General features: G+C 35.4%; 25 protein-coding genes. 9 read left to right on the top strand and 16 right to left on the bottom strand.

Annotated features, from left to right (window positions below; genetic code table 11):
• Positions 1–91: 91 nt before the first annotated feature.
• Both pnuC and nadR read right to left on the bottom strand, forming a co-directional pair.
• The gene (gene pnuC / locus ACGH6P_RS05325) at positions 92–787 is read right to left on the bottom strand and encodes a nicotinamide riboside transporter PnuC (protein WP_267351585.1); all 696 of its coding nucleotides are present in this window, start codon (positions 785–787) and stop codon (positions 92–94) included.
• 2 nt (positions 788–789) lie between these two features.
• The gene (gene nadR / locus ACGH6P_RS05320) at positions 790–2025 is read right to left on the bottom strand and encodes a multifunctional transcriptional regulator/nicotinamide-nucleotide adenylyltransferase/ribosylnicotinamide kinase NadR (protein ID WP_267378015.1); all 1236 of its coding nucleotides are present in this window, start codon (positions 2023–2025) and stop codon (positions 790–792) included.
• A gap of 196 nt (positions 2026–2221) precedes the next feature.
• Here nadR and ACGH6P_RS05315 point away from each other — a divergent pair, with 196 nt between their 5' ends.
• Together ACGH6P_RS05315 and recD are read left to right on the top strand one after the other, a co-directional pair.
• On the top strand, positions 2222–3799 hold the full coding sequence (locus tag ACGH6P_RS05315; RefSeq protein ID WP_411596907.1) for a mucoidy inhibitor MuiA family protein: 1578 nt from the start codon (positions 2222–2224) through the stop codon (positions 3797–3799).
• A gap of 24 nt (positions 3800–3823) precedes the next feature.
• On the top strand, positions 3824–5671 hold the full coding sequence (gene recD / locus ACGH6P_RS05310) for an exodeoxyribonuclease V subunit alpha (protein ID WP_267351581.1): 1848 nt from the start codon (positions 3824–3826) through the stop codon (positions 5669–5671).
• A gap of 60 nt (positions 5672–5731) precedes the next feature.
• Here recD and ACGH6P_RS05305 read toward each other — a convergent pair whose 3' ends face one another.
• The 12 genes from ACGH6P_RS05305 to trxB all read right to left on the bottom strand — a co-directional run bounded on the left by ACGH6P_RS05305 (position 5732) and on the right by trxB (position 17449).
• Positions 5732–6457, bottom strand: a complete 726-nt coding sequence (locus tag ACGH6P_RS05305; protein ID WP_065559141.1) for an amino acid ABC transporter ATP-binding protein — start codon at positions 6455–6457, stop codon at positions 5732–5734.
• A complete protein-coding gene (locus ACGH6P_RS05300) occupies positions 6454–7155 on the bottom strand; it encodes an ABC transporter permease subunit (RefSeq protein ID WP_267351580.1) in 702 nt (233 codons plus the stop codon). The genes ACGH6P_RS05305 and ACGH6P_RS05300 overlap by 4 nt, the downstream gene beginning before the upstream one ends.
• A 1-nt stretch (position 7156) precedes the next feature.
• Positions 7157–7891: an amino acid ABC transporter permease gene (locus ACGH6P_RS05295; RefSeq protein ID WP_065559143.1), complete on the bottom strand. Its 735-nt coding sequence runs from the start codon at positions 7889–7891 to the stop codon at positions 7157–7159.
• A gap of 151 nt (positions 7892–8042) precedes the next feature.
• Complete coding sequence (locus ACGH6P_RS05290; RefSeq protein WP_267351577.1) at positions 8043–8951, bottom strand: glutamate/aspartate ABC transporter substrate-binding protein; 909 nt, start codon at positions 8949–8951, stop codon at positions 8043–8045.
• A gap of 225 nt (positions 8952–9176) precedes the next feature.
• Positions 9177–10718 (bottom strand): apolipoprotein N-acyltransferase, encoded by a 1542-nt coding sequence (gene lnt, locus ACGH6P_RS05285; RefSeq protein WP_411596906.1) that lies wholly within the window; start codon positions 10716–10718, stop codon positions 9177–9179.
• Positions 10711–11583: a CNNM family magnesium/cobalt transport protein CorC gene (corC, locus tag ACGH6P_RS05280; RefSeq protein WP_267351574.1), complete on the bottom strand. Its 873-nt coding sequence runs from the start codon at positions 11581–11583 to the stop codon at positions 10711–10713. Before corC ends, lnt begins: the two co-directional genes overlap by 8 nt.
• A gap of 105 nt (positions 11584–11688) precedes the next feature.
• Entirely contained in the window at positions 11689–12153 is a 465-nt protein-coding gene (gene ybeY, locus ACGH6P_RS05275) for an rRNA maturation RNase YbeY (RefSeq protein WP_411596905.1), read from the bottom strand.
• Positions 12154–12167: 14 nt separating this feature from the next.
• Positions 12168–12638 carry a 23S rRNA (pseudouridine(1915)-N(3))-methyltransferase RlmH gene (rlmH, locus tag ACGH6P_RS05270; protein ID WP_411596904.1) on the bottom strand — a complete coding sequence of 157 codons (471 nt, stop codon included), beginning with the start codon at positions 12636–12638 and terminating at the stop codon, positions 12168–12170.
• 4 nt (positions 12639–12642) lie between these two features.
• Complete coding sequence (gene rsfS / locus ACGH6P_RS05265) at positions 12643–12960, bottom strand: ribosome silencing factor (RefSeq protein ID WP_411596969.1); 318 nt, start codon at positions 12958–12960, stop codon at positions 12643–12645.
• Between the two features lie 178 nt (positions 12961–13138).
• Positions 13139–14770 carry a heme ABC transporter ATP-binding protein/permease CydC gene (gene cydC / locus ACGH6P_RS05260; protein ID WP_411596903.1) on the bottom strand — a complete coding sequence of 544 codons (1632 nt, stop codon included), beginning with the start codon at positions 14768–14770 and terminating at the stop codon, positions 13139–13141.
• A complete protein-coding gene (gene cydD / locus ACGH6P_RS05255) occupies positions 14764–16479 on the bottom strand; it encodes a heme ABC transporter permease/ATP-binding protein CydD (protein ID WP_267359184.1) in 1716 nt (571 codons plus the stop codon). Before cydD ends, cydC begins: the two co-directional genes overlap by 7 nt.
• A 16-nt stretch (positions 16480–16495) precedes the next feature.
• Positions 16496–17449 (bottom strand): thioredoxin-disulfide reductase, encoded by a 954-nt coding sequence (gene trxB, locus ACGH6P_RS05250; RefSeq protein ID WP_411596902.1) that lies wholly within the window; start codon positions 17447–17449, stop codon positions 16496–16498.
• Positions 17450–17841: 392 nt separating this feature from the next.
• Between trxB and ACGH6P_RS05245 the strand changes: the two genes are divergently transcribed.
• Positions 17842–18033 (top strand): hypothetical protein, encoded by a 192-nt coding sequence (locus ACGH6P_RS05245; protein ID WP_267351562.1) that lies wholly within the window; start codon positions 17842–17844, stop codon positions 18031–18033.
• A gap of 65 nt (positions 18034–18098) precedes the next feature.
• On the opposite strand, the gene ACGH6P_RS05240 is transcribed toward ACGH6P_RS05245, so the two are convergent.
• The gene (locus tag ACGH6P_RS05240) at positions 18099–18749 is read right to left on the bottom strand and encodes an NAD(P)H-dependent oxidoreductase (RefSeq protein WP_411596901.1); all 651 of its coding nucleotides are present in this window, start codon (positions 18747–18749) and stop codon (positions 18099–18101) included.
• 8 nt (positions 18750–18757) lie between these two features.
• The gene (locus ACGH6P_RS05235; RefSeq protein ID WP_220216675.1) at positions 18758–20008 is read right to left on the bottom strand and encodes an AmpG family muropeptide MFS transporter; all 1251 of its coding nucleotides are present in this window, start codon (positions 20006–20008) and stop codon (positions 18758–18760) included.
• 226 nt (positions 20009–20234) lie between these two features.
• On the opposite strand from ACGH6P_RS05235, the gene ACGH6P_RS05230 reads away from it, so the two are divergent.
• The 6 genes from ACGH6P_RS05230 (at position 20235) to rplI (ending at position 24063) form a co-directional block, all read left to right on the top strand.
• On the top strand, positions 20235–21224 hold the full coding sequence (locus ACGH6P_RS05230) for a 2-hydroxyacid dehydrogenase (RefSeq protein ID WP_267351759.1): 990 nt from the start codon (positions 20235–20237) through the stop codon (positions 21222–21224).
• Between the two features lie 55 nt (positions 21225–21279).
• The gene (mltB, locus tag ACGH6P_RS05225) at positions 21280–22353 is read left to right on the top strand and encodes a lytic murein transglycosylase B (protein WP_411596900.1); all 1074 of its coding nucleotides are present in this window, start codon (positions 21280–21282) and stop codon (positions 22351–22353) included.
• A 330-nt stretch (positions 22354–22683) separates the two neighbouring features.
• On the top strand, positions 22684–23067 hold the full coding sequence (gene rpsF / locus ACGH6P_RS05220) for a 30S ribosomal protein S6 (RefSeq protein ID WP_065559156.1): 384 nt from the start codon (positions 22684–22686) through the stop codon (positions 23065–23067).
• The gene (priB, locus tag ACGH6P_RS05215; RefSeq protein WP_411596968.1) at positions 23054–23359 is read left to right on the top strand and encodes a primosomal replication protein N; all 306 of its coding nucleotides are present in this window, start codon (positions 23054–23056) and stop codon (positions 23357–23359) included. The genes rpsF and priB overlap by 14 nt, the downstream gene beginning before the upstream one ends.
• Before the next feature lie 4 nt (positions 23360–23363).
• Positions 23364–23591, top strand: coding sequence for a 30S ribosomal protein S18 (gene rpsR, locus ACGH6P_RS05210; protein WP_025314965.1), 228 nt, complete (start codon positions 23364–23366; stop codon positions 23589–23591).
• Between the two features lie 22 nt (positions 23592–23613).
• Complete coding sequence (gene rplI, locus ACGH6P_RS05205; protein WP_267351555.1) at positions 23614–24063, top strand: 50S ribosomal protein L9; 450 nt, start codon at positions 23614–23616, stop codon at positions 24061–24063.
• Positions 24064–24087: the final 24 nt, after the last annotated feature.

The raw sequence follows: 24087 nt of genomic DNA, 5'->3' as shown, positions 1-24087 counted from the left end.
GTCAAAAAAATAGAAAATAAGTTTATTATTTTCTATTTTTTGATTATTAAATTATCCATTTAATAGCAATCTGCTAATGATAAACAATATGTTAGGTCGTTTGTTTAGATTCAGATTGTTTCCATTCACAAATACCGTAAATGGCATTGAACAGGTAGATTAAGTATTGCGTTGCGATTACGATATTATTTGTATATATATTTAACCCAATCACTAACACATTTAATATCACCCATAAATACCAATTGAATGAATAACGCATCATTAATAGTAGTTGAGCTACAACGCCTAATCCGAAGATAAAACAGTTTGTAATTAATTGATAAACGGTATTTTCAACACCAATTGCGTTGGTTAAGTAGACGTTGAAAAATACTGCTGCGATTAAAAAAATCAGGGTATATAGAAAAGCATTTTCACTCAACGAACGCACTTTAACATTTTTATGTGAGTCTTGATTTTTTTCCCAAGTGATTAACCCAACAATATGCGATCCAAAATAGTAGAAAGTTGGCAAGCCTGCACCAATATTGTTACCCAAGTAGTTGGCATAACATTCAGCAACCACTGCCAGCATACCGATAACATTTCCCATATTTTTGCGTTTAGCCAATAAAATAACACATAGTAGCCCACAAAAAGCACCAACATAAGAGACAAAATAACGTAAATTCAAATGGGTAAAAGGATCAGTATATAAAAAGGCTAACGTAACACAAAGTACACAAAATAGAGGGTAAAATTTATTACGCCCAATAAATATAGCAAGATGACTTAATTTATTCATATTTAATACTCTTTATCATTAATAAGTTGATTAACCAATTCAATACAACGTAAATAGCGTTCTTCGTAATCAGGCGAATCAATTGGAATATATTTGATATTATTTTTTTCAAGAATTGAGATAAGTAATTGTTGAAAATCTTTACGTTGTTTTGGACTGCCTAGCGAACGTAGTCCGTCAGCAACCCATGGCGTGTTATTACCTAACAATATCACCAAATCAAAACGATAGTTGTTGATCATCGCCTGTAAAAAAGGGTGTTCTTTACCTTCATATTTTTTACAAAAAGCTTGAGTGGTGACAAAATCAGTGTCAATAAAAGAGACCTTATTGGCATGCTTTATTGCGAAATCAATATATTGTGCGTGACCTAATGCGATTTTATCGTAATCAGCATACTGTAAAGCACGTTCATCACCCCCAAGCTGTGAAAATACATAATCGCGACCATATTCCCATGCACTAGTCGTATTGAATACATTGGCGAGTTTATTAACCAGTGTTGATTTTCCACTGGATTCTCCGCCTAAAATAGCAACGGTTCTAACAAAAAATGGTCTTACTTCAGTCGGAATATATTGCCAATTTTGCAGCGGTGCTTGACGGATTTGAGTTCCACTGACTTGCATAAATTTCCGTTCTGGATCGATAAGTACTGTTTCTAAATCGAATAAATCTTTATACATAGCGACATCTTGAGGTTCACTCGAGTAGACACAATTGGGTTTTATGCCTTTTTCTCTAAATAGTTTTTTGACACGATCACTCCACTCAAGCCAACCGTTTGGATACGCAGGAATTCCATCTTCTTTTAATAATTCAATATGGATATTTTTTTGATATTTAAACGTTTGCAGTAACCAACGAATACGATCATTAATTGTTGGTTGGCGAGACATTGCACTTTGTTCAAACAGTGCCATATCACGGATAGTATCTGAACAGAGCACAACATAAAGTTCATCGACTTGACTAATGGCTCGTTGAATTAAATGAATATGACCAGTATGTAAAGGGTAGAATTTACCAAATATGACGCCGACTTTTTTATTTATCGTCGATTCCTCTATTTGTAAATAGTGATGAAGGGATTGTAATTTTTGTGCGCTAGGATTTTTAACCTTATCATTGATAAGTTGACTTAGATAACCTTTGGTCATTTTACAAGCATCGGCAACGGTTTGTAGGGATAAATTTTTTCGCTTAATTGCCTGTTTTAGATAGCTAAAATTACTCATAGCAACACCTCTCTTTTTTTTGTTTTATATCTGTAACATAATTTATATTAATTTTATGAAATGTTCAATGTATTAAACAAAAAAATAATATCAAAAAATATTAGATTTTTTTATTAATTAAGACAAAATAGTCATGTCCTCGGGAATAGTTCAATTAAATGAAAAATCTAAATTTATTATAAACAAAGGAAAAACAATGAAAAAATTATTATTATTAAGTGCGTTAATATCAAGCAACGTATTAGCCGCTAATGACGTGATACTCAATAAAGTAACGTTGTTTCTAAAAGGTGCTGAATTACAAGGTCAGTCAACTGTTTCATTAACCAAAGGTGAAAGTGAAATAGTATTAACAGGTATTGCTAATGAGGTTAAACCAAATACAATCAATGTAGGTTTTGGTAATAATAGTGATGTCCGAGTATTATCTACATCATTTAATGATAAATATCTGGCTAATATTCGTAACGCCGAAGATATTCAATCAATTATTGAAAAACAGAAACAATTACAAGAAAAGCGCGATACAGTAGACATCCAACTCAAAGCTGTTAAGGAACAAATTTTGCTTTTACAAGGTAACCGTTTAGATACTTTAGCTAAAAAAGGACCTGATGACTTAACAGCAATGAAAAATGTATTAGATTTTGTGAAAACTAATATGACCACAGCGTTAAATGAACAAAATCGATTACAAAAAGAAGTCGTTCAGTTAGACGAGCAGATAAGCGAATATCAAAAACAACTAGATGAAAAGCAAACTAACAATGGAAAACTACACAATGCCGTTATAGTCAAAGTCGCTTCTGACAAAGATATAACGCTACCTATCACGCTTTCATATATCACAACTAAAGCAGGTTGGGAACCAGCTTATGATGTGCGAGTAGCGGATATCAATTCGCCACTCCAATTAACATATAAAGCAGAAATCCACCAAAACACTGGTTTAGATTGGCAAAATGTTGATTTTAGTTTATCGACATCTAATCCGAGCAAAGATATTACTTCACCAGTTTTTAATCCATGGTATATTGACGTTTATAATGAAAAAAGCGGTTTATTTTTTTCCAGCTCTGAAAAACAAGAGTACTATGAACGTGACGCCAAATCGAAATTGGTTAATCCTAGTCAAATTGGCAATGTTAATACATTAGGTATCAATACCCAATTTGATATTAAATTACCTTATACAATCAAAAACGATAGTAAAAATAACATAATCACATTACAAACCAAAGATGTTAAAGCAAATTACCAATATGTTTCAATGCCTAAATTTAATAATAACGCATACTTACTAGCGCAAATAAATGATTGGGATAAGCTGAATTTATTATCAGGAAAAGCCAATATCTTTTTCAGTGGTAATTTTATGGGGGAAACGATGATTTCAACCAAAAATACTAAAGGCTCATTGGATTTTTCATTAGGGCGTGATAAAAATATCTTAGTTTCCAGAAATCGTAATATAAAAGAGACCTCGACGCCTACATTATTTGGTGATGATGTTTCAGAAAAATATGCTTATACTATTGAGGTCAAAAATACCAAAGCGTTGCCAATAAATATTATTGTGAAGGATCAACTACCTGTTATCTTAAATAAAGCGGTAACACTTAATGATACCAAATATGATGGCGCAAAATATGACAAACAAACCGGATTATTAACGTGGCAATTCACCTTAAACCCAAGTGAAAGTAAAAACCTTAATCTAAGTTTTAAAATCACTTATCCAGATGGTAAAGAACGAGATATATATGGTTTATAAACCGAATAAAACAAAGTATAAAGTATGTTAATTACATGGTTAGAACAATTTAAGCAAAATAGTCAGATCAGTTTATTAGATCTTCATTTGGCTCAATTTTTGGTTAATAAAATTGATTGTGAAGATGAAGTCATTGCTAAACGTTTTGCTTTTTTAGTTTTATCCTTAAGTATGGAAGTAAGAGCAGGGCACGTGTGCCTTGATCTTACTCGATTAGAAAATATTGAGCCACAAATCTGGTCAGAACTTAATTCACCGACGAATAACGATTGGGTTAATGTACTTAAGTTAGCGTCTAATAAACATGTTGTCAGTTTTGGCGATCAACTAGCACCTTTAGTTTTTATTGAAAACAAACTCTATTTTCAACGCATGTGGTTAGATGAACGTTTTGTTGCGCGCTATTTCAATCAAACTCAATTGGATATTACGCCAAACATCAATTTAAAAAAAATACTCGACCAACTATTTTCTCACAATAACGCAAGTATTGACTGGCAAAAGATTGCTGTTGCTGTTGCATTAACACGAAAAGTTGCCATCATCTCTGGTGGGCCGGGTACAGGTAAAACAACTACCGTAGCTAAAATTCTAGCTGGAATAGTATTAAACAACCCGGCAACACGAATCGTAGCAGCTGCGCCAACCGGCAAAGCAGCATCTCGATTAACAGAATCATTAGGGCGAGCAATTGAACAGCTATCTTTTGAATCATTAAATATTAAAACCGAAGCAGTAACACTTCATCGACTATTGGGCGCAAAAACTGATAATCGCTCGTTTAGTTATAACAAGAATAACCAATTACATATCGACGTTCTTGTAATTGATGAAGCCTCAATGGTTGATCTCAATATGATGGCGAGAATTATTGAAGCCCTACCTGCTTCTGCTCGACTAATTTTATTAGGTGACAAAGACCAACTTTCATCAGTTGAGGCCGGAGCGGTCTTTGGAGACTTATGTCACTTTATTTCAAATGGGTACAGCCAATCAAGAGCCGATGAGCTAAGCAAGTTAACCGGCTATACCATCCCAATTACGAACCAACCAGTAACAACAATTGCTGATAGCATCTGTTTACTGAAAAAAAGTTATCGATTTAACGAGTCATCCGGTATTGGATTGTTAGCAAATGCAGTAAAAGAAGAGCAGTATCATAATGTTAAAAAGCTACTTGCTGATAATACTTTGCAAGATGTTAGTTATTATGAACTTTCATCACGTCAAACCTACCAAGCGCTTTTAGAAGACTGTGTTGAACATTATAAAGATTACTTAAATGCCATTAGGCATCACTCAAATAATGATATAGCTGCTGTTTTGGCTAAATTTGCTCAATGCCGTTTATTATGTGCTGTACGTGAAGGAAAATTTGGCGTAGAAGGATTAAATAAACAAATTGAACTGCTATTAGCTAAACATAAATTGATTAATTTAAAGCAACGTGAACAATGGTATATCGGTCGACCAGTTATGATTTTACGTAACAGCACATCGTTAGGTTTATACAATGGTGATATAGGAATTACACTAAATGCAAAACATGATAGTTCTAAATTGCGAGTCTATTTTCCTTTTTCGGATGGCATAATTAAAGGCTTTTCACCTTATCGACTACCTGAACATGAAACAGCCTATGCAATGACAATACACAAATCACAAGGTTCTGAATTTGATCATGTAAATATAATACTACCTACTGAATTCTCACCGTTATTAAATCGCTCTTTACTTTATACTGCAATCACTAGGGCTAAAGAGTCAGTATCCATTTACGCTGATACAAAAATTTTAGAGCGGGTAGTTAAAAGTCAAATACATCGGGAAAGTGGATTAGTTAAACAAATAACAAATTATTCGCAAAAGTAAAAGAATTAAAAAGTAGATTAAGCAAGCACCAACTAATAATAGCTGGTGCTTTTTTATATATTAATGAATAATCTTCGCTAAAAAGTCTTTAGCACGATCTGATTCTGGGTTACTAAAGAATTGCTCTTTAGATGTATCTTCAATAATCTCGCCTGCATCCATAAAGATAACACGATGTGCCACTTTTCGAGCAAAGCCCATTTCATGGGTCACCACCATCATGGTCATGCCTTCATAAGCTAGTTCGACCATGACATCTAACACTTCATTAACCATTTCAGGATCAAGTGCTGAAGTCGGTTCGTCAAACAACATGACAATTGGATCCATACAGAGTGCACGTGCAATGGCAACACGCTGTTGTTGACCGCCAGAAAGTTGCGCAGGATATTTGTTGGCATGTGCAAGTAAACCAACACGATCTAACAATGATAATGCTTTTTCACGCGCTTCTTTTTCAGATCGTTTTAACACTTTGATTTGAGCTAACGTCAAATTCTTTAAAATCGTTAAATGTGGGAACAGTTCAAAATGCTGAAACACCATCCCGACTTTAGAGCGTAATTTTGCTAGATTAGTTGATTTGCTGGTCACTTCAGTGCCATCAATAATAATTTTACCCTTTTGTACGGGCTCTAAACCATTAACCGTTTTAATCAGCGTTGACTTACCTGATCCAGAAGGACCACAAACCACGACAACTTCACCTTTACCAACTCGTGTAGTACAGTTTTTTAATACCTGAAATTGTCCATACCATTTTGATACATTTTCTAAGGAGATCATCGACTTATCCCTTTTTTGAAATAATTAACTAAACATGAAGCAGTAAAACAAATTATAAAATAAATTGCTGCTGCAAAAATAATCATAGAATATTTGACTGTGCCGCCTTGCACACTACCAATTTGAGTGACACTTGCACCAAACAGATCAATTAAGCTCATTACATAAACCAAAGACGTATCCTGGAATAAAATAATTCCTTGAGTTAACAGTAATGGAATCATTGATCTGAATGCTTGAGGTAAAATAATCAAACGCATGGATTGGCTTTTTGTCATTCCTAAAGCATAAGCAGCATGATATTGACCTTTAGCAACAGCGCTAATTCCTGCTCGAATAATTTCAGAATAATAAGCGGCTTCAAAAAGCGCAAAAGCAATCATAGCCGAAGCAATACGCACATCTGCATAAGGAGGAAGATTAAACAAATGTTTAATAACCTGTGGTAGTGCCAAATAGAACCATAACAGCACTAATAAAAGTGGAATGGAACGGAATAAATTGACATAGCACTTGGCAAAAACATTCAATATTTTAATATTTGATAGACGCATTAACGCCAGTACCGTTCCCCAAACTATACCAAAAACAACGGCAATAAAAGTAATTTTGGTTGTTAACCATAATCCACTTAATAATAATGGATAATTTTCAATGACCAATGAAGGGATATCGGCAATCCAATTAATTAACTGCATATTATCCTCCTTGACTCATATTTGGTAAGCGCATGTGTTTTTCAACATTTCGCATAATGAAAAGAACCGCATAGTTTATCAACACGAAAGCAAGCGTAACGCCACATAACACTTCAATAATACAGTTTGTTGCATCATTGATACGTTCGATTTGTCCAATTAAGTCGATCAACCCAATTGTAGAAGCAACGGATGAATTTTTAATAATATTGGTCATCTCGGAAGTTAATGGCGGAATGATGCGCCGATAAGCATTCGGTAATAAAATATAACAATACGCTTGTCTGTTTGTTAAACCAAGAGCAATTGCCGCATATCGTTGACCTTTTGGCAATGTTTGAATACCTGTTCTTACCTGCTCAGCGATACGAGCAGAAGTAAATAATCCCAACGCAATTGCAGCGGTAATAAACGCACTGATATTTGGGGACAGTTCAGACATAAACCATGTTTTGAAACTTCCGCTTAATAATTCAGGAAATAACATATACCATAAAAACATTTGTACCAATAAAGGAATATTACGGAATAGCTGGACATAGCAAGCAGCAAACTTGTTTAACAGCTTGTTGTCTAATGTTCGGCAAATACCAACCAATGATCCTAGTATAAATGCAATGATCCATGCGGTGATTGCTAACGAAACTGTCACAAAAACGCCATCGAGTAGCCAGTTTAAGTAAATACCGTCTCCATAAGGTGTCGGTTCAAAAAATAGCATCCAATTAAAGCTCATTATGGAATCACAAAGATGTTTCCAAAAGGCTGTAAAAGGTTCCAAAGCTAGTATTCGATTAAAACTCATAATATATTTAATTCACATAAATTAGATTATGTACTAAATGTTTTCACATTTAGTACATGGGATTAGAAAGAGAAGAAAAGTGTTAATCTAATGCTTTATCATTAGGATTTGCAAATAACTCAACCATTTTTGGTGAAATTTCAAGTTCCATATTGGCCCCTTTTGGTGGCACAGGTTGAGTGAACCATTTGTTATATGATTCTAATGCTTTTCCGGATGTTTGAGCATCAGCAATTGCTTTATCCATTAATTGCTTAAATTGGACATCACCTTTTCTTAACATACAACCATAAGATTCATAAGAAAGCGGTTCGCCAATAATTTTCCATTCACTTGGATTAATGGCACGAGAACGCTCTCCTGCTAATAATGCATCATCCATTAAAAATGCTGCTGCTCGACCGGTTTCAAGCGCATTAAATGCATCACCATGATCTTTTGGTGTAATAATACGAATATTTAATTTTTCCTTATTGTTGATTTGATTTAAACGAATTTCTGACGTTGTTCCTGCCGTAGTTACAACGTTCTTACCTTTAAGGTCTTCAATACTATTGATATTGCTATCCGCTTTAACTAAAAAACGTGTACCAACAATAAAGATGCTATTTGAAAAACCAACCGTTTTTTGACGCTCAAGATTATTGGTTGTTGAACCACATTCAAAATCATATGTGTAGTTATTCAGTAATTGTATACGTGTCTTAGAGGTAACCGGTAAATATTTTACTTTAAGATCAGGCATATTTAACTCTTTTTTGACGGCGTCAACAATCAAGTTAGAGTAATCTTGTGAATAGCCAATCACTTCTTGGTTTTTACCATAGTAGGAAAATGGAATAGAAGATTCACGATGACCAACAACAATCACACCACTATCTTTAATTTTGGCTAATGTGCCAGTCAGTTCTTCAGCAACTGCTGAACCACTTATTAGACCTAACATTGCAAATGATAACACTAATTTGGTTAATTTTGTTTTTATGTTCATACTCATCTCCTACTGTTTAATTTGTATCATATTAAATATATTTAATATTTTTACAAAGGGCGTATATTATAACTTATTTTTTACTATAAAAGTACTTTTTACTGTTTATTTATATATCATTGGAGCTAGATGCGAACAATTGTGACCAAAATTTTGTCACAACTGAACGAAGTAATTTTAATCAGAATTAGTTAGATTTAAGCAATAATTATGCCAGTCTCAACATCACTTCCTTTTTTTTATAAAAAAAGGAAGTGTCATAAGAAGCATGATAATTAAATAAGGTCTGTTTCCCCATCTTGCATAAGGTGTTAAACCGATTGTAGGGGATAAGGTTTGAGATAACACTGATGTTTCAAATTGGGGTAATTGTTGGATGATTTTACCATGATGATCGATAATGGCTGTGATGCCATTATTGGTACTCCTTATCAAAGGACGACCAAACTCTAATGCTCTGGCTTGTGCCATTTGAAGATGTTGCTTAGGCCCAATACTGTTACCAAACCAAGCATCATTAGAAACGGTCAGTAAAAAGTCAGTATCAGCTGAAAAATTTTGCCACATTAAATTAGACAAAATCACTTCATAACAAATCACAGTAGTAAATTTAAACCCTTTCATTATTAATGGTGCTTGCTTTATGTCACCTGATTGCATCGATGACATGGGAATACCCAATAGATTCGTAATCGGTTTAAGTACGGCTTCCAATGGAGTGAATTCACCAAATGGCACTAAGTGGTGTTTTTGATACCGATTATTGGTTGGATATTCATAAGGTGTTTTATCACCTAATACCAGTAGCGTATTATAAACATTACCGTCATCATCATATCTTCCTCCATTGAAACGATAATCGATGATACCAACGGCGATTTCTGTCTCATTTGCTCTGGCTTGATTATCAAGATACTGCAATAATGATTGTTGATTTATTTCAAAATCTGTAATACTGGCTTCTGACCAGATAATGATTTTATCTTTTCCAAAGTTTGCTTTGGTTAATTTGGTATAGGTATCAATAGTTTGATTTAGTTGTTGATGAGTCCACCTTAATGATTGTGCTATATTACCTTGTATTAACGCAAAATTAGCTACTCGGTGATTATCTACCTTAGTCCAATTGATCTGATTGAATAAAAATGGTGCAATCGAGATCGTAAAAAGTGCAATTAATGCACCAAAAAAGTGCTTTGTGAAAGCTTTTTGTTTAAGTATAAACAAACAATACGTTATTAAACCACATAAAATGGTGGTTAATAATGTCACACCATTTATACCAATAAGGGGAAAATAAGCTCGTAATGGGCTGTCAAGTTGACTGTAACCTAACTCAAGCCATGAAAAACCAGTTAAAATATAACCACGTAAAAATTCAGTTAATTGCCAAAAAATAGGAGCAGCAAAGACTAGCTGTTTCAATGAAAACGGCGGTGCAAATCGTTTTAAGCAGCTAAGTAATAGCGCAAAAAGCATTGGATATAGTGACAGGTAAAGGATCAAAAATCCTAAAATAATTAATGCCACAGATGATGGCAATTCGCCGTACTGTTTGATACTAATATAAATCCAATGCACACCGGCTATAAAATAGCCGATTCCCCAGCAAAATCCTATCAGCGTCGCTTGCTTTTTAGACTTATCAGCTAGAAGCCATAACAGTCCTGCAAAGGATATAAATGCTAAAGGCCAAATATGAAAAGGAGCATAGCTAAAAACAGCGATACTCCCGAAAATTATAGCTAATGCCAGATGTTTAAGCATTTTCAGATAACTCTAGATTAGGAACGGTTGCCCCTTCAGGAATAGTGACATGAAGCTGAATGATCCGTCGACGATCGGCAATGGTCACTTTAAATTGATAACCATCAATAGTGATACTTTCGCCTCGTAAGGGTAAACGTCCAAAATGTTGCATGACTAACCCCCCAATGGTATCCATTTCTTCATCACTAAAATCGGTTTTAAAAACATCGTTGAAGTCTTCAACAGGTGTCAGTGCTCGAACAGTATAGACTTGAGGGGATAAGCGACGAATATCACGATCTTCAATCTCATCAAATTCATCTTCGATATCACCAACAATCAACTCTAAAATATCTTCAATGGTGACTAAGCCCGAAACACCACCAAATTCATCGATAGCTATAGCCATATGATAGCGTTCCATTCGAAACTCTTTCAACATATGATCAACACGTTTGCTTTCTGGCACAACAACAGTAGGGCGTAAAATTTTTTTCAGATCAAAATTATCCACACCTTGACGAATAAACATAAGAAGATCTTTAGCTAACAAAATACCTTCAATGTGATCTCTATCTTCACTTATGACAGGATAACGAGAGTGTCCATGTTCAGAAATAATATTCAAACACTCATCAAGCGTGTAATTATCTTTAATTGTTACAATTTGAGAACGAGGAATCATAATATCGCGAACACGCTGTTCTGCAATATCCATTACTCCTTCGATCATGTCGAGAGTATCAGGATCAATCAGTTCGTTTTCTTCGGCTTCACGAATTACTTCAATCAGTTCTTCTTTATCTTTGGGCTCTGAATTGAATAACTGACTTAACCATAAAGTAAACCCTTTTTTAGGGCTCCGGTGATTATCATCACTCATTTGCTTGATTCCTTAGTTATTTTGCATGATGTAAATTATTCTTATACTCAGCTTAATTAATGTGAATTATAAATTGAATGAGAATAGTGTAATGATTTGTTTTAATTAGTCAATGGGTTGATAAGGATCATCAAATCCTAACTGTGTCATAATATCAATTTCGATACTTTCCATTTCTTCCGCTTCTTCGTCAACAATATGATCATAACCGAGTAAATGCAAACAGCCATGCACTATCATGTGAGCCCAATGCGAAATTAATAATTTATGTTGTTCTTGTGCTTCTTTTTCGACGACTTGTTTACAAATAATGAGATCACCTAAAAGTGGCACTTCAATATCAATTGGCGACTCAAAAGGAAAAGATAACACATTGGTCGGTTTATTTTTTTGTCGATAGGTATGATTTAATTGTTGGCTTTCAGCTTCATCAACAATACGAATCGTTATTTCTGCTTGATCCATAAATTGAGGCAGAATAACGTTTAACCACTGCATGATTTGTTGTTCAGTGGGAAGGCGATCAGTTTGCGTTGTTGCTATTTGCAGATCTAAGATAATTTCACTCATGATAAACTCTGTCATTATTCACGATGATAAGGATGATTAGTGGTTAAACTCCAGGCTCGATACAGGCTTTCAGCCACAATAACTCGAACAAGAGGATGAGGTAAGGTAAGGGGGGATAATGACCAGCTTTGTTCTGCTGCTGCTTTGCAAGCTGGTGAAAGTCCTTCAGGCCCACCAATTAATAAACTGACATCACGTCCATCAGTCTTCCAACGTTCCAATTGCTCGGCTAAATTATAAGTAGTATAGGGTTTACCGGGAATGTCTAGCGTGACAATACGGTTACCTTTGCCACAAGCACTAAGCATCGATTCGCCTTCTTTATCTAAAATACGAACGATATCGGCATTTTTAGTACGTTTTCCTGCCGGTATTTCGATTAATTCTAAAGGCATATCCTTCGGAAAACGAAAGCGATAATCATCAAAAGCTGTTGTGACCCAATTAGGCATTTTAGTGCCTACAGCAATGAGCTGTATTTTCACCTAATTAACCCCAAAGTTTTTCAAGTTCGTAAAGTTGACGACTTTCTTCTTGCATGATGTGCACAATCACAGAATCCATATCGACAACAACCCAGTCAGCATCACTTTGTCCTTCACTACCTAAAACAAGATACCCATGCTTTTTAGCTTCATCAATTAAATGCCCTGCAATTGAAGACACGTGACGATTTGATGTACCGGTGCAAATGATCATATAATCAGTAATACTTGATTTACCTTTCACATCAAGAATAACAATATCCTTGCCTTTTAAATCATCAATTTTATCTGTAATGAAATCCTGTAATGACTGTTGCAAAATAAACTCTCTATCAATCAAAATAAAGCACTAGTATAACATATTTTTAAAAATTGCAGTGTAGATAAGCTATCGGCAAAAGTCATCTTACAAAATATTTAAATATCTTAATTGGTTTATCGCTTATTGAGGTTTGACTGTTTAACACTTTAAACAGTCAAAATATAAGACATTCGCTAGACTAGAGCGAAATTACTCGATCAAATAACGGATTATCAATTAAACGATGTGTTACCATAAGTAAAGTTTTACCTTTACAGGATTGTTGGATAAGTTTAATGATCTGCTGTTCCGTTTGTTGATCCAAGCTTTCGGTCGGTTCATCCATTAAAATCAAGGGTGAATGATGCAGTAATGCTCGAGCAATCCCAATACGGCGAATTTCACCACCCGATAACGCACGCCCACCTTGCCCAATAAGTAAATCGAGACCTTTTTCCGTGATGAGTAATTTATCCAGCTCAACTTGATGTAAAACATCTATCAATTGCTGATCGGTAGCCTGCTCATTACTAATCAGCAAATTTTGCCGTAACGTATCGCTAAAAATGGTAATAACTTGCGGAACGACAGCAATAGCTTGGCGAAGTGTTTTTTCATCCAACTGGTTAATAGGGGTATCATTCAAATAGATTGACCCCGAATTGGGTTCCCAAATGCGATTAATCAGATTGAGCAGTGTTGATTTACCAGAGCCGGTTTTACCAATCAACCCAATATGCTCACCAGATTCAACCGTTAACGAAAAATCCTTTAATATGATAAAAGGTTGATTTGGATAACTAAAATTAACTTTATCAAATTGTAATTTAGCCATTGTCAAATCAAGTGTTTTACCTTCTTTCACAAAGGTAATTTCAGGTGTTTGACTAAAAATAGCCGTTATACGGGATGCCGATGCGATGACTTGCCCTAAAAATATAAAGGCATTAGGAATGGGCATTAAAATTTCTGCACTGGCAAGACAAACAAAGACAAATAAGGCAACTAATGGCGAAAGTGTATATTGAGTGATCAGCCATAATACCAGCAGTGTTAAAAAACCTGAGATTAATAAAATTAATGCACTCGATAGCGCCATTAACGTTGATTGACGTTGTTGATTACTAAGCCACTGTGATTCAAGTTCATCAAGTTTATCACGATACTTTGCTTGGGCATTAAATAAAGTGAGTTCAGCTTGTCCTTGTAAATAGCTAATCAGTTGTGAACGATAATCGCTTTGCTGTTTTGCCAATGTCTCGCCTAATTGTTTACCGGCATAATAAAAAATTACAGGTACAGTAAGCAAAGTCAGCGTGAGAATAATGGTAATGATGAGCGCAATAGGTAGATTAATGTAACTTAATCCGATAAATAAAATTGCGATCATTATCAATGCAGTTACAATGGGTGAAAAAAGTTTTAAATAAAGGTGATCAAGCGCATCAATATCGACAATAAATCGATTAAGCAGATCCGCTTTTTGATATTGTGCTAATTGATTGGCACTTAATGGTAATAGTTTGCGAAAAGCTAATGTCCTTAAGTAAGCAAGAATTTTGAAGGTTGTATTATGATCAACTAAACGCTCCATATAGCGTGCTGCCGTTCGGGTAATCGCTGCTGCCCGAACCCCAGCAGCAGGAAGCATATAATTGAAAGAATACAAACCAGCTACCCCCACAAAAGCGGTTGACGCTAAAAACCAGCCAGATAAAGAGAGCAAAAACACACTTGCAAACAGGGTGAGAATCGATAAAGATAATCCAATTAAGATTTGCCAAAAATAGTGTTTATACAGAGCAATGTATGGACGCAAAATTGCTAGCATGTGATCTCCTTAACGTTACAATTTAATTGACCATGAGCCAGTTGCCAAACTTGATCTGCGTACTGCATATCGTCCGACTGATGGGTAATTGTAATCGTATTAGGGGCAATATTATGTCGTTCTAAATGATTAATTGTTTCTTGATCTAAGCTTGCTGTAGGTTCATCTAAAATCAATAATTGGCAAGACTTTAGCATCGCTCTGGCTAAAGCCACGCGCTGTGCTTGTCCAATCGATAAACGGATAGCATCTTCGCCAATAAGGGTATCTAATCCTTCGGGCAGTTTAGCTACAACGTCAATAAGCTGTGCTTTACAAATGACGGCTTGAAGTTCTTCATTACTGGCAAGCGGATTACCAAGTAAAATATTATCTCGTACAGAACTATTTAAAAGATAGGGATGTTGACCAATCCAACTGACTTGTTTTTGCCAATCAGTGATATTTAACTGATTAAACTCAATCCCATTGATTTTTAATGAACCTTGATAAGGCAAAAAACCAAGTAAAACTTGCATTAACGAACTTTTCCCCTCGCCACTGGTTCCTATTAATGCTAATTTAAAAGGCGCCTTTAGCGAAAATGATAAAGGGCCAACAATAGGATGTCGCTCATTGGATAACACGATTAAGTTATCTGCTTCAATAGATTTTAATGGCTCATTAAAGGGAATCGATTTTACTTGATGTTCAGCATTTATTGATGAATTTTCATCATTTAAAAAAGATTCAATATTATCAGCGGCAGCAATAGCTTCGGCTTTCGCATGATAGTAAGTGCCTAAATCACGTAAAGGCTGAAAAAATTCTGGCGCCAAAATTAACGCAAAAAAACCAGCGAAAAGCGTGACTGTGCCATTATAAGAACCAAAATCAAACTCGCCTAAATAAGAAAATCCAAAATATACCGCCACAATGGCGATTGAAATCGAGGTGAAAAACTCTAAAACGGCAGAAGACAAAAAAGCGACTTTTAAAACTTGCATCGTTTTAACGCGAAAATCTTCGGATGCACGCTTAATCTCTTGAGCTTGTTTTTCGCCTTGATTAAACAGCCGAATGGTATTTAGACCTTTTAATCGATCTAAAAAATGACCGCTTAGATAACTCAATGCTTTAAAGTGGCGACGATTAATATCCGCAGCACCCATACCCACTAAAATCATAAAAATCGGAATTAATGGGGCTGTAGCGAGTAAAATCAGTGCAGCAGCCCAATTAAAAGGGAAAATTGCGATACAAATTAAAATAGGTACCATACTCACTAAACGCATTTGCGGTAAATAGCGGGCAAAAAAATCTTGGAGATTATCAACTTGTTCAATAATTAATGTACTCCATGCACCGGTGGTGCTTCGATTTAGATAGGCAGGGCCCAATTTTTCAAGCTGATTGATTAATTGATGACGAATCTGTTTTCTAACTTTTTTGCCTAAAATAAAATTAATTTTCTCTCGTAAATAAAGTAAACCAGCGCGGACAAGAAACACAATAACCAAACAACCAAAATAAGGCAAAATGTCAAAAAATCTGTGTTGCTCAATAATTAACTTTTGTAAGATCGTCGCTAACAAAGCCGCTTGAAAGATCACAAAAATGGTTAACAAAAAGCCGGTTAAAGTCGAGGCACGCAAGTCAGATTTATATCCTTTTGCATGCTGCTTTAGCCAATTTAATAAATAAGTTTGACGTTGTTTATCTAATGACATGAATATCAATATTTTTCTATTTTAAATTGTCTAAATAGTGTTCTGCATCCAATGCCGCCATACAACCCGTACCTGCCGAAGTAATGGCTTGCCGATAAATGTGATCCATCACATCGCCTGCTGCAAAAATTCCTTCGACACTGGTTTGTGTTGCTCGACCTTCTGTACCGGATTTGACTTTAATATATCCATCTTTTAACTCAAGCTGTCCTTCGAAAATAGTGGTATTCGGTTTATGACCTATGGCGATAAAAACGCCCATTACAGCGACTTCTTCACTGATATTCGGATCTTGTGTACTGAGTAGTCTTACACTCGTTACGCCCATATTGTCGCCCAAAATTTCATCAACAATGCGATGAGTATGTAAAATCACTTTTCCCTGTTGTACCTTTTCGTGCAATCTATTCATTAATATTTTTTCTGCTCTAAAGGTATCACGACGATGAATTAAGTGAACTTCACTTGCAATGTTAGCTAAGTAAAGTGCTTCTTCGACAGCTGTATTACCGCCACCGACGACAGCCACTTTCTGATTACGATAGAAAAATCCATCACAAGTCGCACAAGCTGATACCCCTTTACTTTTAAAAGCTTCTTCAGAAGGCAAGCCTAGATATTGGGCAGACGCACCCGTTGCAATAATCAATGTATCACAATGATATTCTGTTTCACTGCCATAAAGCTTATAAGGCTTACTGCTAAAATCGACACGATCAATTTGATCGAAAATAATCTCTGTATTAAATCGTTCGGCATGTTCTCGCATTTTGACCATTAATTCAGGGCCTGTTAAATCAGGTGCACCTGCTGGCCAATTTTCGAGTTCTGTTGTAGTGGTAAGCTGTCCGCCTTGCTGTAATCCGGTAATTAAGGTAGGGGAAAGGTTAGCACGTGCGGCATACACCGCTGCGGTATATCCAGCTGGACCAGAACCCAGTATTAACAAACGTACATGTTTAGTCTTCATCTTTAAAATCCTTACTTATTTTTGTTCTGGCATCTTATTGTCAATTTTCGTGCAGAAAATTTTTTAATTACTGACAGCCAACAAACAGTCTACCAATTGATATTAACGATATTTCTGGCTCACAAGTCTATCATTATCGATCTCATTCTGGCAAAAAAATTGATTATTGTAGCGATAGGTAGACACAATATATTTATTTAATTGGTTAAAATGCGATTATCTTTTTCTTTTCGGTTTTTTTAATTGAATTTAAGTTTTTTAAAACAACATTTGTTTTATTTTTATCTTTTTTGCCTTTAAAATGTGTTTTTTTCTTATTCAAAACCTGTTACTTATTTTGATAACTATTATTCATTATTTTTAAAGATGAAATCCTAGCAAGATGGAGGGAAATGAAAGTGAATAATCCTTCAAAAGAAAACGTAGAAGCCGTACTACGAAAAATCAATTGGGCGCAAGAAATATTAACGTCATTACAACAAAATATTACCGATCCACAAATTGGCAATATTTTATCTGGCGTGGTGTTTATTATGGATTCGGCATCAACAGATGCCGAAACCTTATACCAATCGGTTAAATAAATTCGGTGTTGTTTTTTTCATTTTGTTCCTTCCGTCGCCATTAGGCACGGAAGTTTTTTTTAATTTTATAAATACGTTGTAAGATCTTTTAGTGGCCAGCGAATTTTTGCTGTTGGCTCTTTTAATCGATAACCAAACGCTAAACCAAGTCCAATACCATAAGATTCAGCACTAAATTGCGGCATGTATTTTTCAAGTATTTGCACAATTTTGTCGTATTCAAATCCCCCAATAGCACACGAATCAATACTTCGATACGCTGCCGCTGTTAGCATATTGGCACAAGCAAGATAATCTTGCATTTCTGACCAATGATTAACGGTTAATCCATTTGCTAAACCATGCTCATAAAAATTGATGAAATATTGACATGCCGTATCGATTGCAGTTTGATCATTAGCATTCGGTAATCCACGGGCGACAGTACGACGCAAATATTCACTTTGTAATGTAAAATTATTGGCTTTACGATAAAGCACAATGACAAAATGTGAACAACTAGTTACCTGTTCTTGATTGTAACAAGCAGCACGTAATTCCGTTTTGATTTTATCATCATCCACCACGACAAAATGCCAAGGCTCAATACCAAAAGAAGACGGTGATAATCGACCCGCTTCTAAAATGTATTCCATATCGGCCTGAGCGATTTTTTTCGTGTCATCAAACTTTTTACATGCATGCCGAAAATTCAATGCTTGAGTTAATTGATCCATATTCTCTCCTAAGTTTTTTTATTCCATGGCGCAACTACAAAAAGTAATAACATTCCTGGTATAGCAAGAAAAAAGCACAACCAAAAAAAATTAGTCCAGCCTAAATAAGAGGTTAAAAAGCCAGACATAGAATTGATTAATGTTCTCGGTATAGCTGAAAAACCTGTTAATAAAGCAAATTGGGTTGCTGTGAATAGTGGGCTTGTATTTTTAGAAATATAGGTAACCAATGCTGTTGCACCCATACCCACTCCTATTGATTCGCAACTGATTACAATCCCCAACATAATTAATTGTTTATAGGTTATTGATTGAAAAGGTCCTTCACAAGATAAATAAACAAAACCTAAAATTGAAAACATCTGAACAAAACCAGATATCCATAACGAACGATTCAATCCAAATTTTGATATAAATACACCACCAATTAATGCCCCCAAAAGGCTAGGCCATACGACAGCATTTTTAGCTATAGTACCAATATGCCTCATTTCAAACTTCATATCCAAATAGAAAGGTGTCGCTAAAGATGTTGCAAGACTGTCCCCGAGTTTGTACAGAGCCACAAAAGATAATACAAATAAAACTTTTGGGAACGATATACGCTTAATAAATTCAATTATGGATTGCACGAAAACGGATTTATCCGATGGAATGTAATTATTATGCATTGGTTCCTTTAACATCATTGTAATAACTAGCATTGGAACAATGAAAGCTGCAGTGAAAGCAAAAACTTCAATCCAAGATAAATAATCAGCAAGAATTAGAGATAAACCACCAGGAATAAATCCAGCAATTCGATAAACGTTAATATGTATGCTATTTCCGTTACCAAGTTCATTATCACTTAAAATTTCTCTTCGATATGCATCGATAGCAACATCTTGTGTTGCTGAAATAAATGCAGTCAGTAAACTAAGGAACACAATGATATCAATATTGTTTTTCGGTGTCAGAAAACCGTAAATAGGTATGATGAACAATAAGCTTAATTGTGTTAAAAGCAACCATCCTTTGCGATATCCAAGCGAAAAAGGTGAAATACGATCTAATAATGGTGCCCAAAGAAATTTTAATAAATACGGTATTTGTGTTAGTGTAAAAGCGCCAATTGTTTTAATATCGACACCACCAACTTTTAACCAAGCCGGAATTAATTGAATTATAAAGAAAAATGGTAATCCAGAACAAAAGCCTGTATAAACACAAAGCAACATTTTTCTATTTAAAAATGTACCAGTTAATTTCTTATTCATTATTTAACATTATTGGTTAGTTTTTTAGCAAAGTGCTATCATAACATATCATTGTCAAAATAATCACTAAGGTCAAAGCAAACAATTCATTCATTTTGGTATTTGGCTGAAATTATTTTATTTAGGTTTACAATGTCTGTATAGTTTTAATAAAACTATAAAAAACAGAGACAACTAAACATGCGTTAATCACCATGAACAGAGGTGCAAAAAAATGAAACATTCAATCAAAATTGCGGTTTTCAGTAGTAAACACTATGACAAAGAACATTTAGAGATTGCCAATAAAAAATTTGGTTTTAATATCGAATATTATGATCATAAACTCAGTCATAAAACAGCAGTCACAGCACAAGGTTATGATGCCGTTTGTGTATTTGTTAATGATGAAGTTGATAAAACCGTTTTACAAAAACTTGCGCATTGTGGGGTAAAAATCTTAGCGTTACGGTGTGCCGGATTTGATAATGTTGACATTGCTGAAGCCAAAAAATTAGGCATTACGGTTGTTCGTGTACCAGCTTACTCACCTGAAGCAGTAGCCGAACATGCCGTTGCACTCATGATGACGCTTAATCGACGTACTCACAAAGCCTACCAACGGACTCGCGATGCGAATTTTGCCCTTGATGGCTTAACTGGATTTAACATGCATAATCGTACCGCAGGCGTGATTGGTACTGGTAAAATTGGACAAGCAGTGATCCGAATCCTAAAAGGTTTTGGTATGAATATTTTAGCTTATGATCCTTTTCCAAATGATATTGCAGTCGAATTAGGTGCGCAATATGTCCAACTTGATGAACTCTATGCAAAATCCGATGTGATTACGCTTCACTGTCCAATGAGCCCTGAAAACTATCATCTACTTAATAAAGATTCATTTAAAAAAATGAAAAATGGCGTCATGATTATTAACACCAGTCGTGGTGGATTACTTGATGCGACAGCCGCAATCGATGCCTTAAAGCAAACCAAAATTGGCGCATTAGGAATGGATGTTTATGAAAATGAACGAGACCTCTTTTTTGAAGATAAATCGAATGATGTTATTTTAGATGACGTGTTCCGTCGATTATCATCGTGTCATAATGTGATTTTTACAGGGCATCAAGCTTTTCTAACGCAAGAAGCCTTATTGAATATCTCCGAAACCACATTAACCAATATCAAGCAAATTTCTCAAGGGCAACCTTGTCAAAACATTGTTGAATAGCATGAAATACATTATTATGCTGTTTATTATTTAACTCTTTAAATGTGGATGGGTTATGCAACGTATTGTCATTTTATTCAGTATGGTATGGTTACTTGTTGCTTGCCAAAGTAACAACTCGACAACATCGCCGATGCAACAACATCGAGGTCAATCAAATGTATCGGGTGGTGTTTATCTTGAAAAAGAGCATGATCTTGTCATTGTCAACGATGCGCCATTGGCTATTGAACAAGAAAAGTTTATCGATAAAATGGTCAATAAACATGGCTTTGATCGGGAACAACTTCGAGAAGTACTAGCACAAACCACAAAACTTGATTGGGTTATAAATTTAATGGACAAACAAGCACCACAGTCGGGACCTTCGACTGGCCCTAATGGTGCTTGGATCCGCTATAAAAATAAATTTATCACGCCTAGCAATCTGCCAAGAGGAGTAGAGTTCTGGCATAAATATGAAAAAGAGTTAGCGCAAGCTTATAAAGAGTATGGTGTTCCACCTGAAATTATTGTCGGTATTATTGGTGTTGAAACAGGGTGGGGTAGAGTCATGGGAAAAACAAAAATTATTGACGCACTCTCGACACTTGCTTTTTATTACCCAAGACGCTCGGCCTATTTTGCTAAAGAGTTAGAAGATTACTTAATTATGTGTCGAGATGAAGGTGTTGATCCTTTTGATTTAAATGGATCATTTGCTGGGGCAATGGGGTACGGTCAATTTATGCCATCAGCATTTAGAAATCATGCGGTGGATTTTAATCATGACGGTCATGTTGATTTGTGGGATCCCGTAGATGCAATTGGCAGCGTTGCCAACTATTTTAAAGCCTATGGTTGGCAAAAAGGGAAAAAAGTGGCTGTAAAAGCCGATGGACAGGCATTATCGCTTGAAACAGGGTTTAGTACCAAATATTCGATCGAAAGATTGGCCAAAGCAGGATTGAAACCACAAAGCACATTAGATGGCAATAAACAGGTTAGCTTGTTAAGGCTTGATATGGGGAATCATTATCAATACTGGTATGGATTACCTAATTTTTATGTCATTACCCGTTATAATCACAGTAGCTATTATGCAATGGCAGTATGGCAGTTAGGCTTAGCCGTAAAAGCGGCAAAATAAGATTTCAACATAAAATGTTTTCTATGTTCAGGTCACCAAAGGGTGACCTTTTTAATTGGTAAAGAAAGCCAAGAATGAAAATATGATTAGACTTATCAAGAATTATTTAAGAATTTGCGTGAAGTATTCCTTAAATTTATTGTTATCAAACAATTATCATCAGTATTAGTCTGGCACAAAAATTTATTAAACTTAACATATTCATTTGTCAATTATGGTCAGTTGATATATAATGCCCCGTCGATTTCAACCGCCAAATTTTCATGTTCCTTGCTTTCAATGGGTTGCGGTTGCCCCGACAGAAAGCTGATTAATCCGTAGGGAGCGATAATGCGTCATTACGAAATTGTTTTTATGGTTCACCCAGATCAAAGTGAACAAGTACCGGGTATGATCGAACGTTATACTGGTACATTAACGACTGACGGTGGAAAAATTCATCGTTTAGAAGATTGGGGTCGTCGTCAATTAGCCTATCCTATCGAAAAACTGCACAAAGCACATTATGTGTTAATGAATGTTGAAGCGACTCAAGAAGCTGTTAACGAGCTTGAAGATAACTTCCGTTTCAATGATGCAGTCATTCGCAGTTTAATTATGCGTACTAAACATGCTGTAACTGAAACTTCACCAATGTTAAAAGCTAAAGATGAGCGTCGTAACGCTGAAGAAGATTTTAGCGAAGTAAACATGGACGATGATTCCGAAGAATAATCGTTTGGTGTTATCGGGTATTGTTACCAAGACCCCGATAAGAAAAATCAGTCCAAGTGGAGTGTCACACTGCCAATTTTATTTAGAACATGTTTCTGAACAAATTGAAGCAGAACTCACAAGGCAAGCATGGTGTATAATGCCCGTTATTGCCAGCGGACAACAAGAGTTAAGTTACATAAAAAAAGGCAGCAAAGTATTAGTGAGTGGCTTTATTAGTACACACACTAAACGTAATCAAACAAGTCAACTTGTGTTACATGCTGACCAAATTAAACTATTAGGAGAATAGCCAAATGGCACGTTATTTCCGTCGTCGCAAATTCTGCCGTTTTACTGCAGAAGGCGTTAAAGAAATTGATTATAAAGATGTTTCTTTATTAAAAAGCTATATCACTGAAAGTGGTAAAATCGTACCAAGTCGTATTACTGGTACTAGCGCAAAATATCAACGTCAATTAGCTCGCGCTATCAAACGCGCTCGTTACTTGGCATTATTACCATATACTGACAACCATCAGTAATTAGCAACAGAGGGAACATATAATGCAAATTATTCTACTCGATAAAGTTGCTAATTTAGGCAGCTTAGGTGATCAAGTTAATGTTAAAGCGGGTTATGCGCGTAACTTTTTGATTCCACAAGGTAAAGCAGTACCTGCGACTAAAAAGAATATCGAATTCTTTGAAGCGCGTCGTGCTGAATTAGAAGCAAAACTTGCTGAGACATTAAAAGCCGCAGAAGAGCGCGTTGCTGAAATTAATGCACTTGGTAAAGTGACTATTACTTCTAAAGCTGGTGATGAAGGTCGTTTATTTGGTTCTATCGGTACACGTGATATCGCTGATGCGGTTAAAGCTCGTGGTATTGAAGTATCAAAAAGCGAAGTTCGCTTACCAAATGGTGTATTACGTAACACAGGTGAGTTTGAAGTGTTATTCCAAGTACACAGCGAAGCTTTTGCTAAAGTTATTGTTGAAATTATTGCAGAATAATTATCTTCAAATCGCGATAAAAAG

The sequence above is a fragment of the Gilliamella sp. CG25 genome (assembly GCF_046635705.1).
Classification (GTDB): Bacteria; Pseudomonadota; Gammaproteobacteria; order Enterobacterales; family Orbaceae; genus Gilliamella; species Gilliamella apicola_I.
This window is presented reverse-complemented; position numbering and strand designations above follow the sequence as displayed.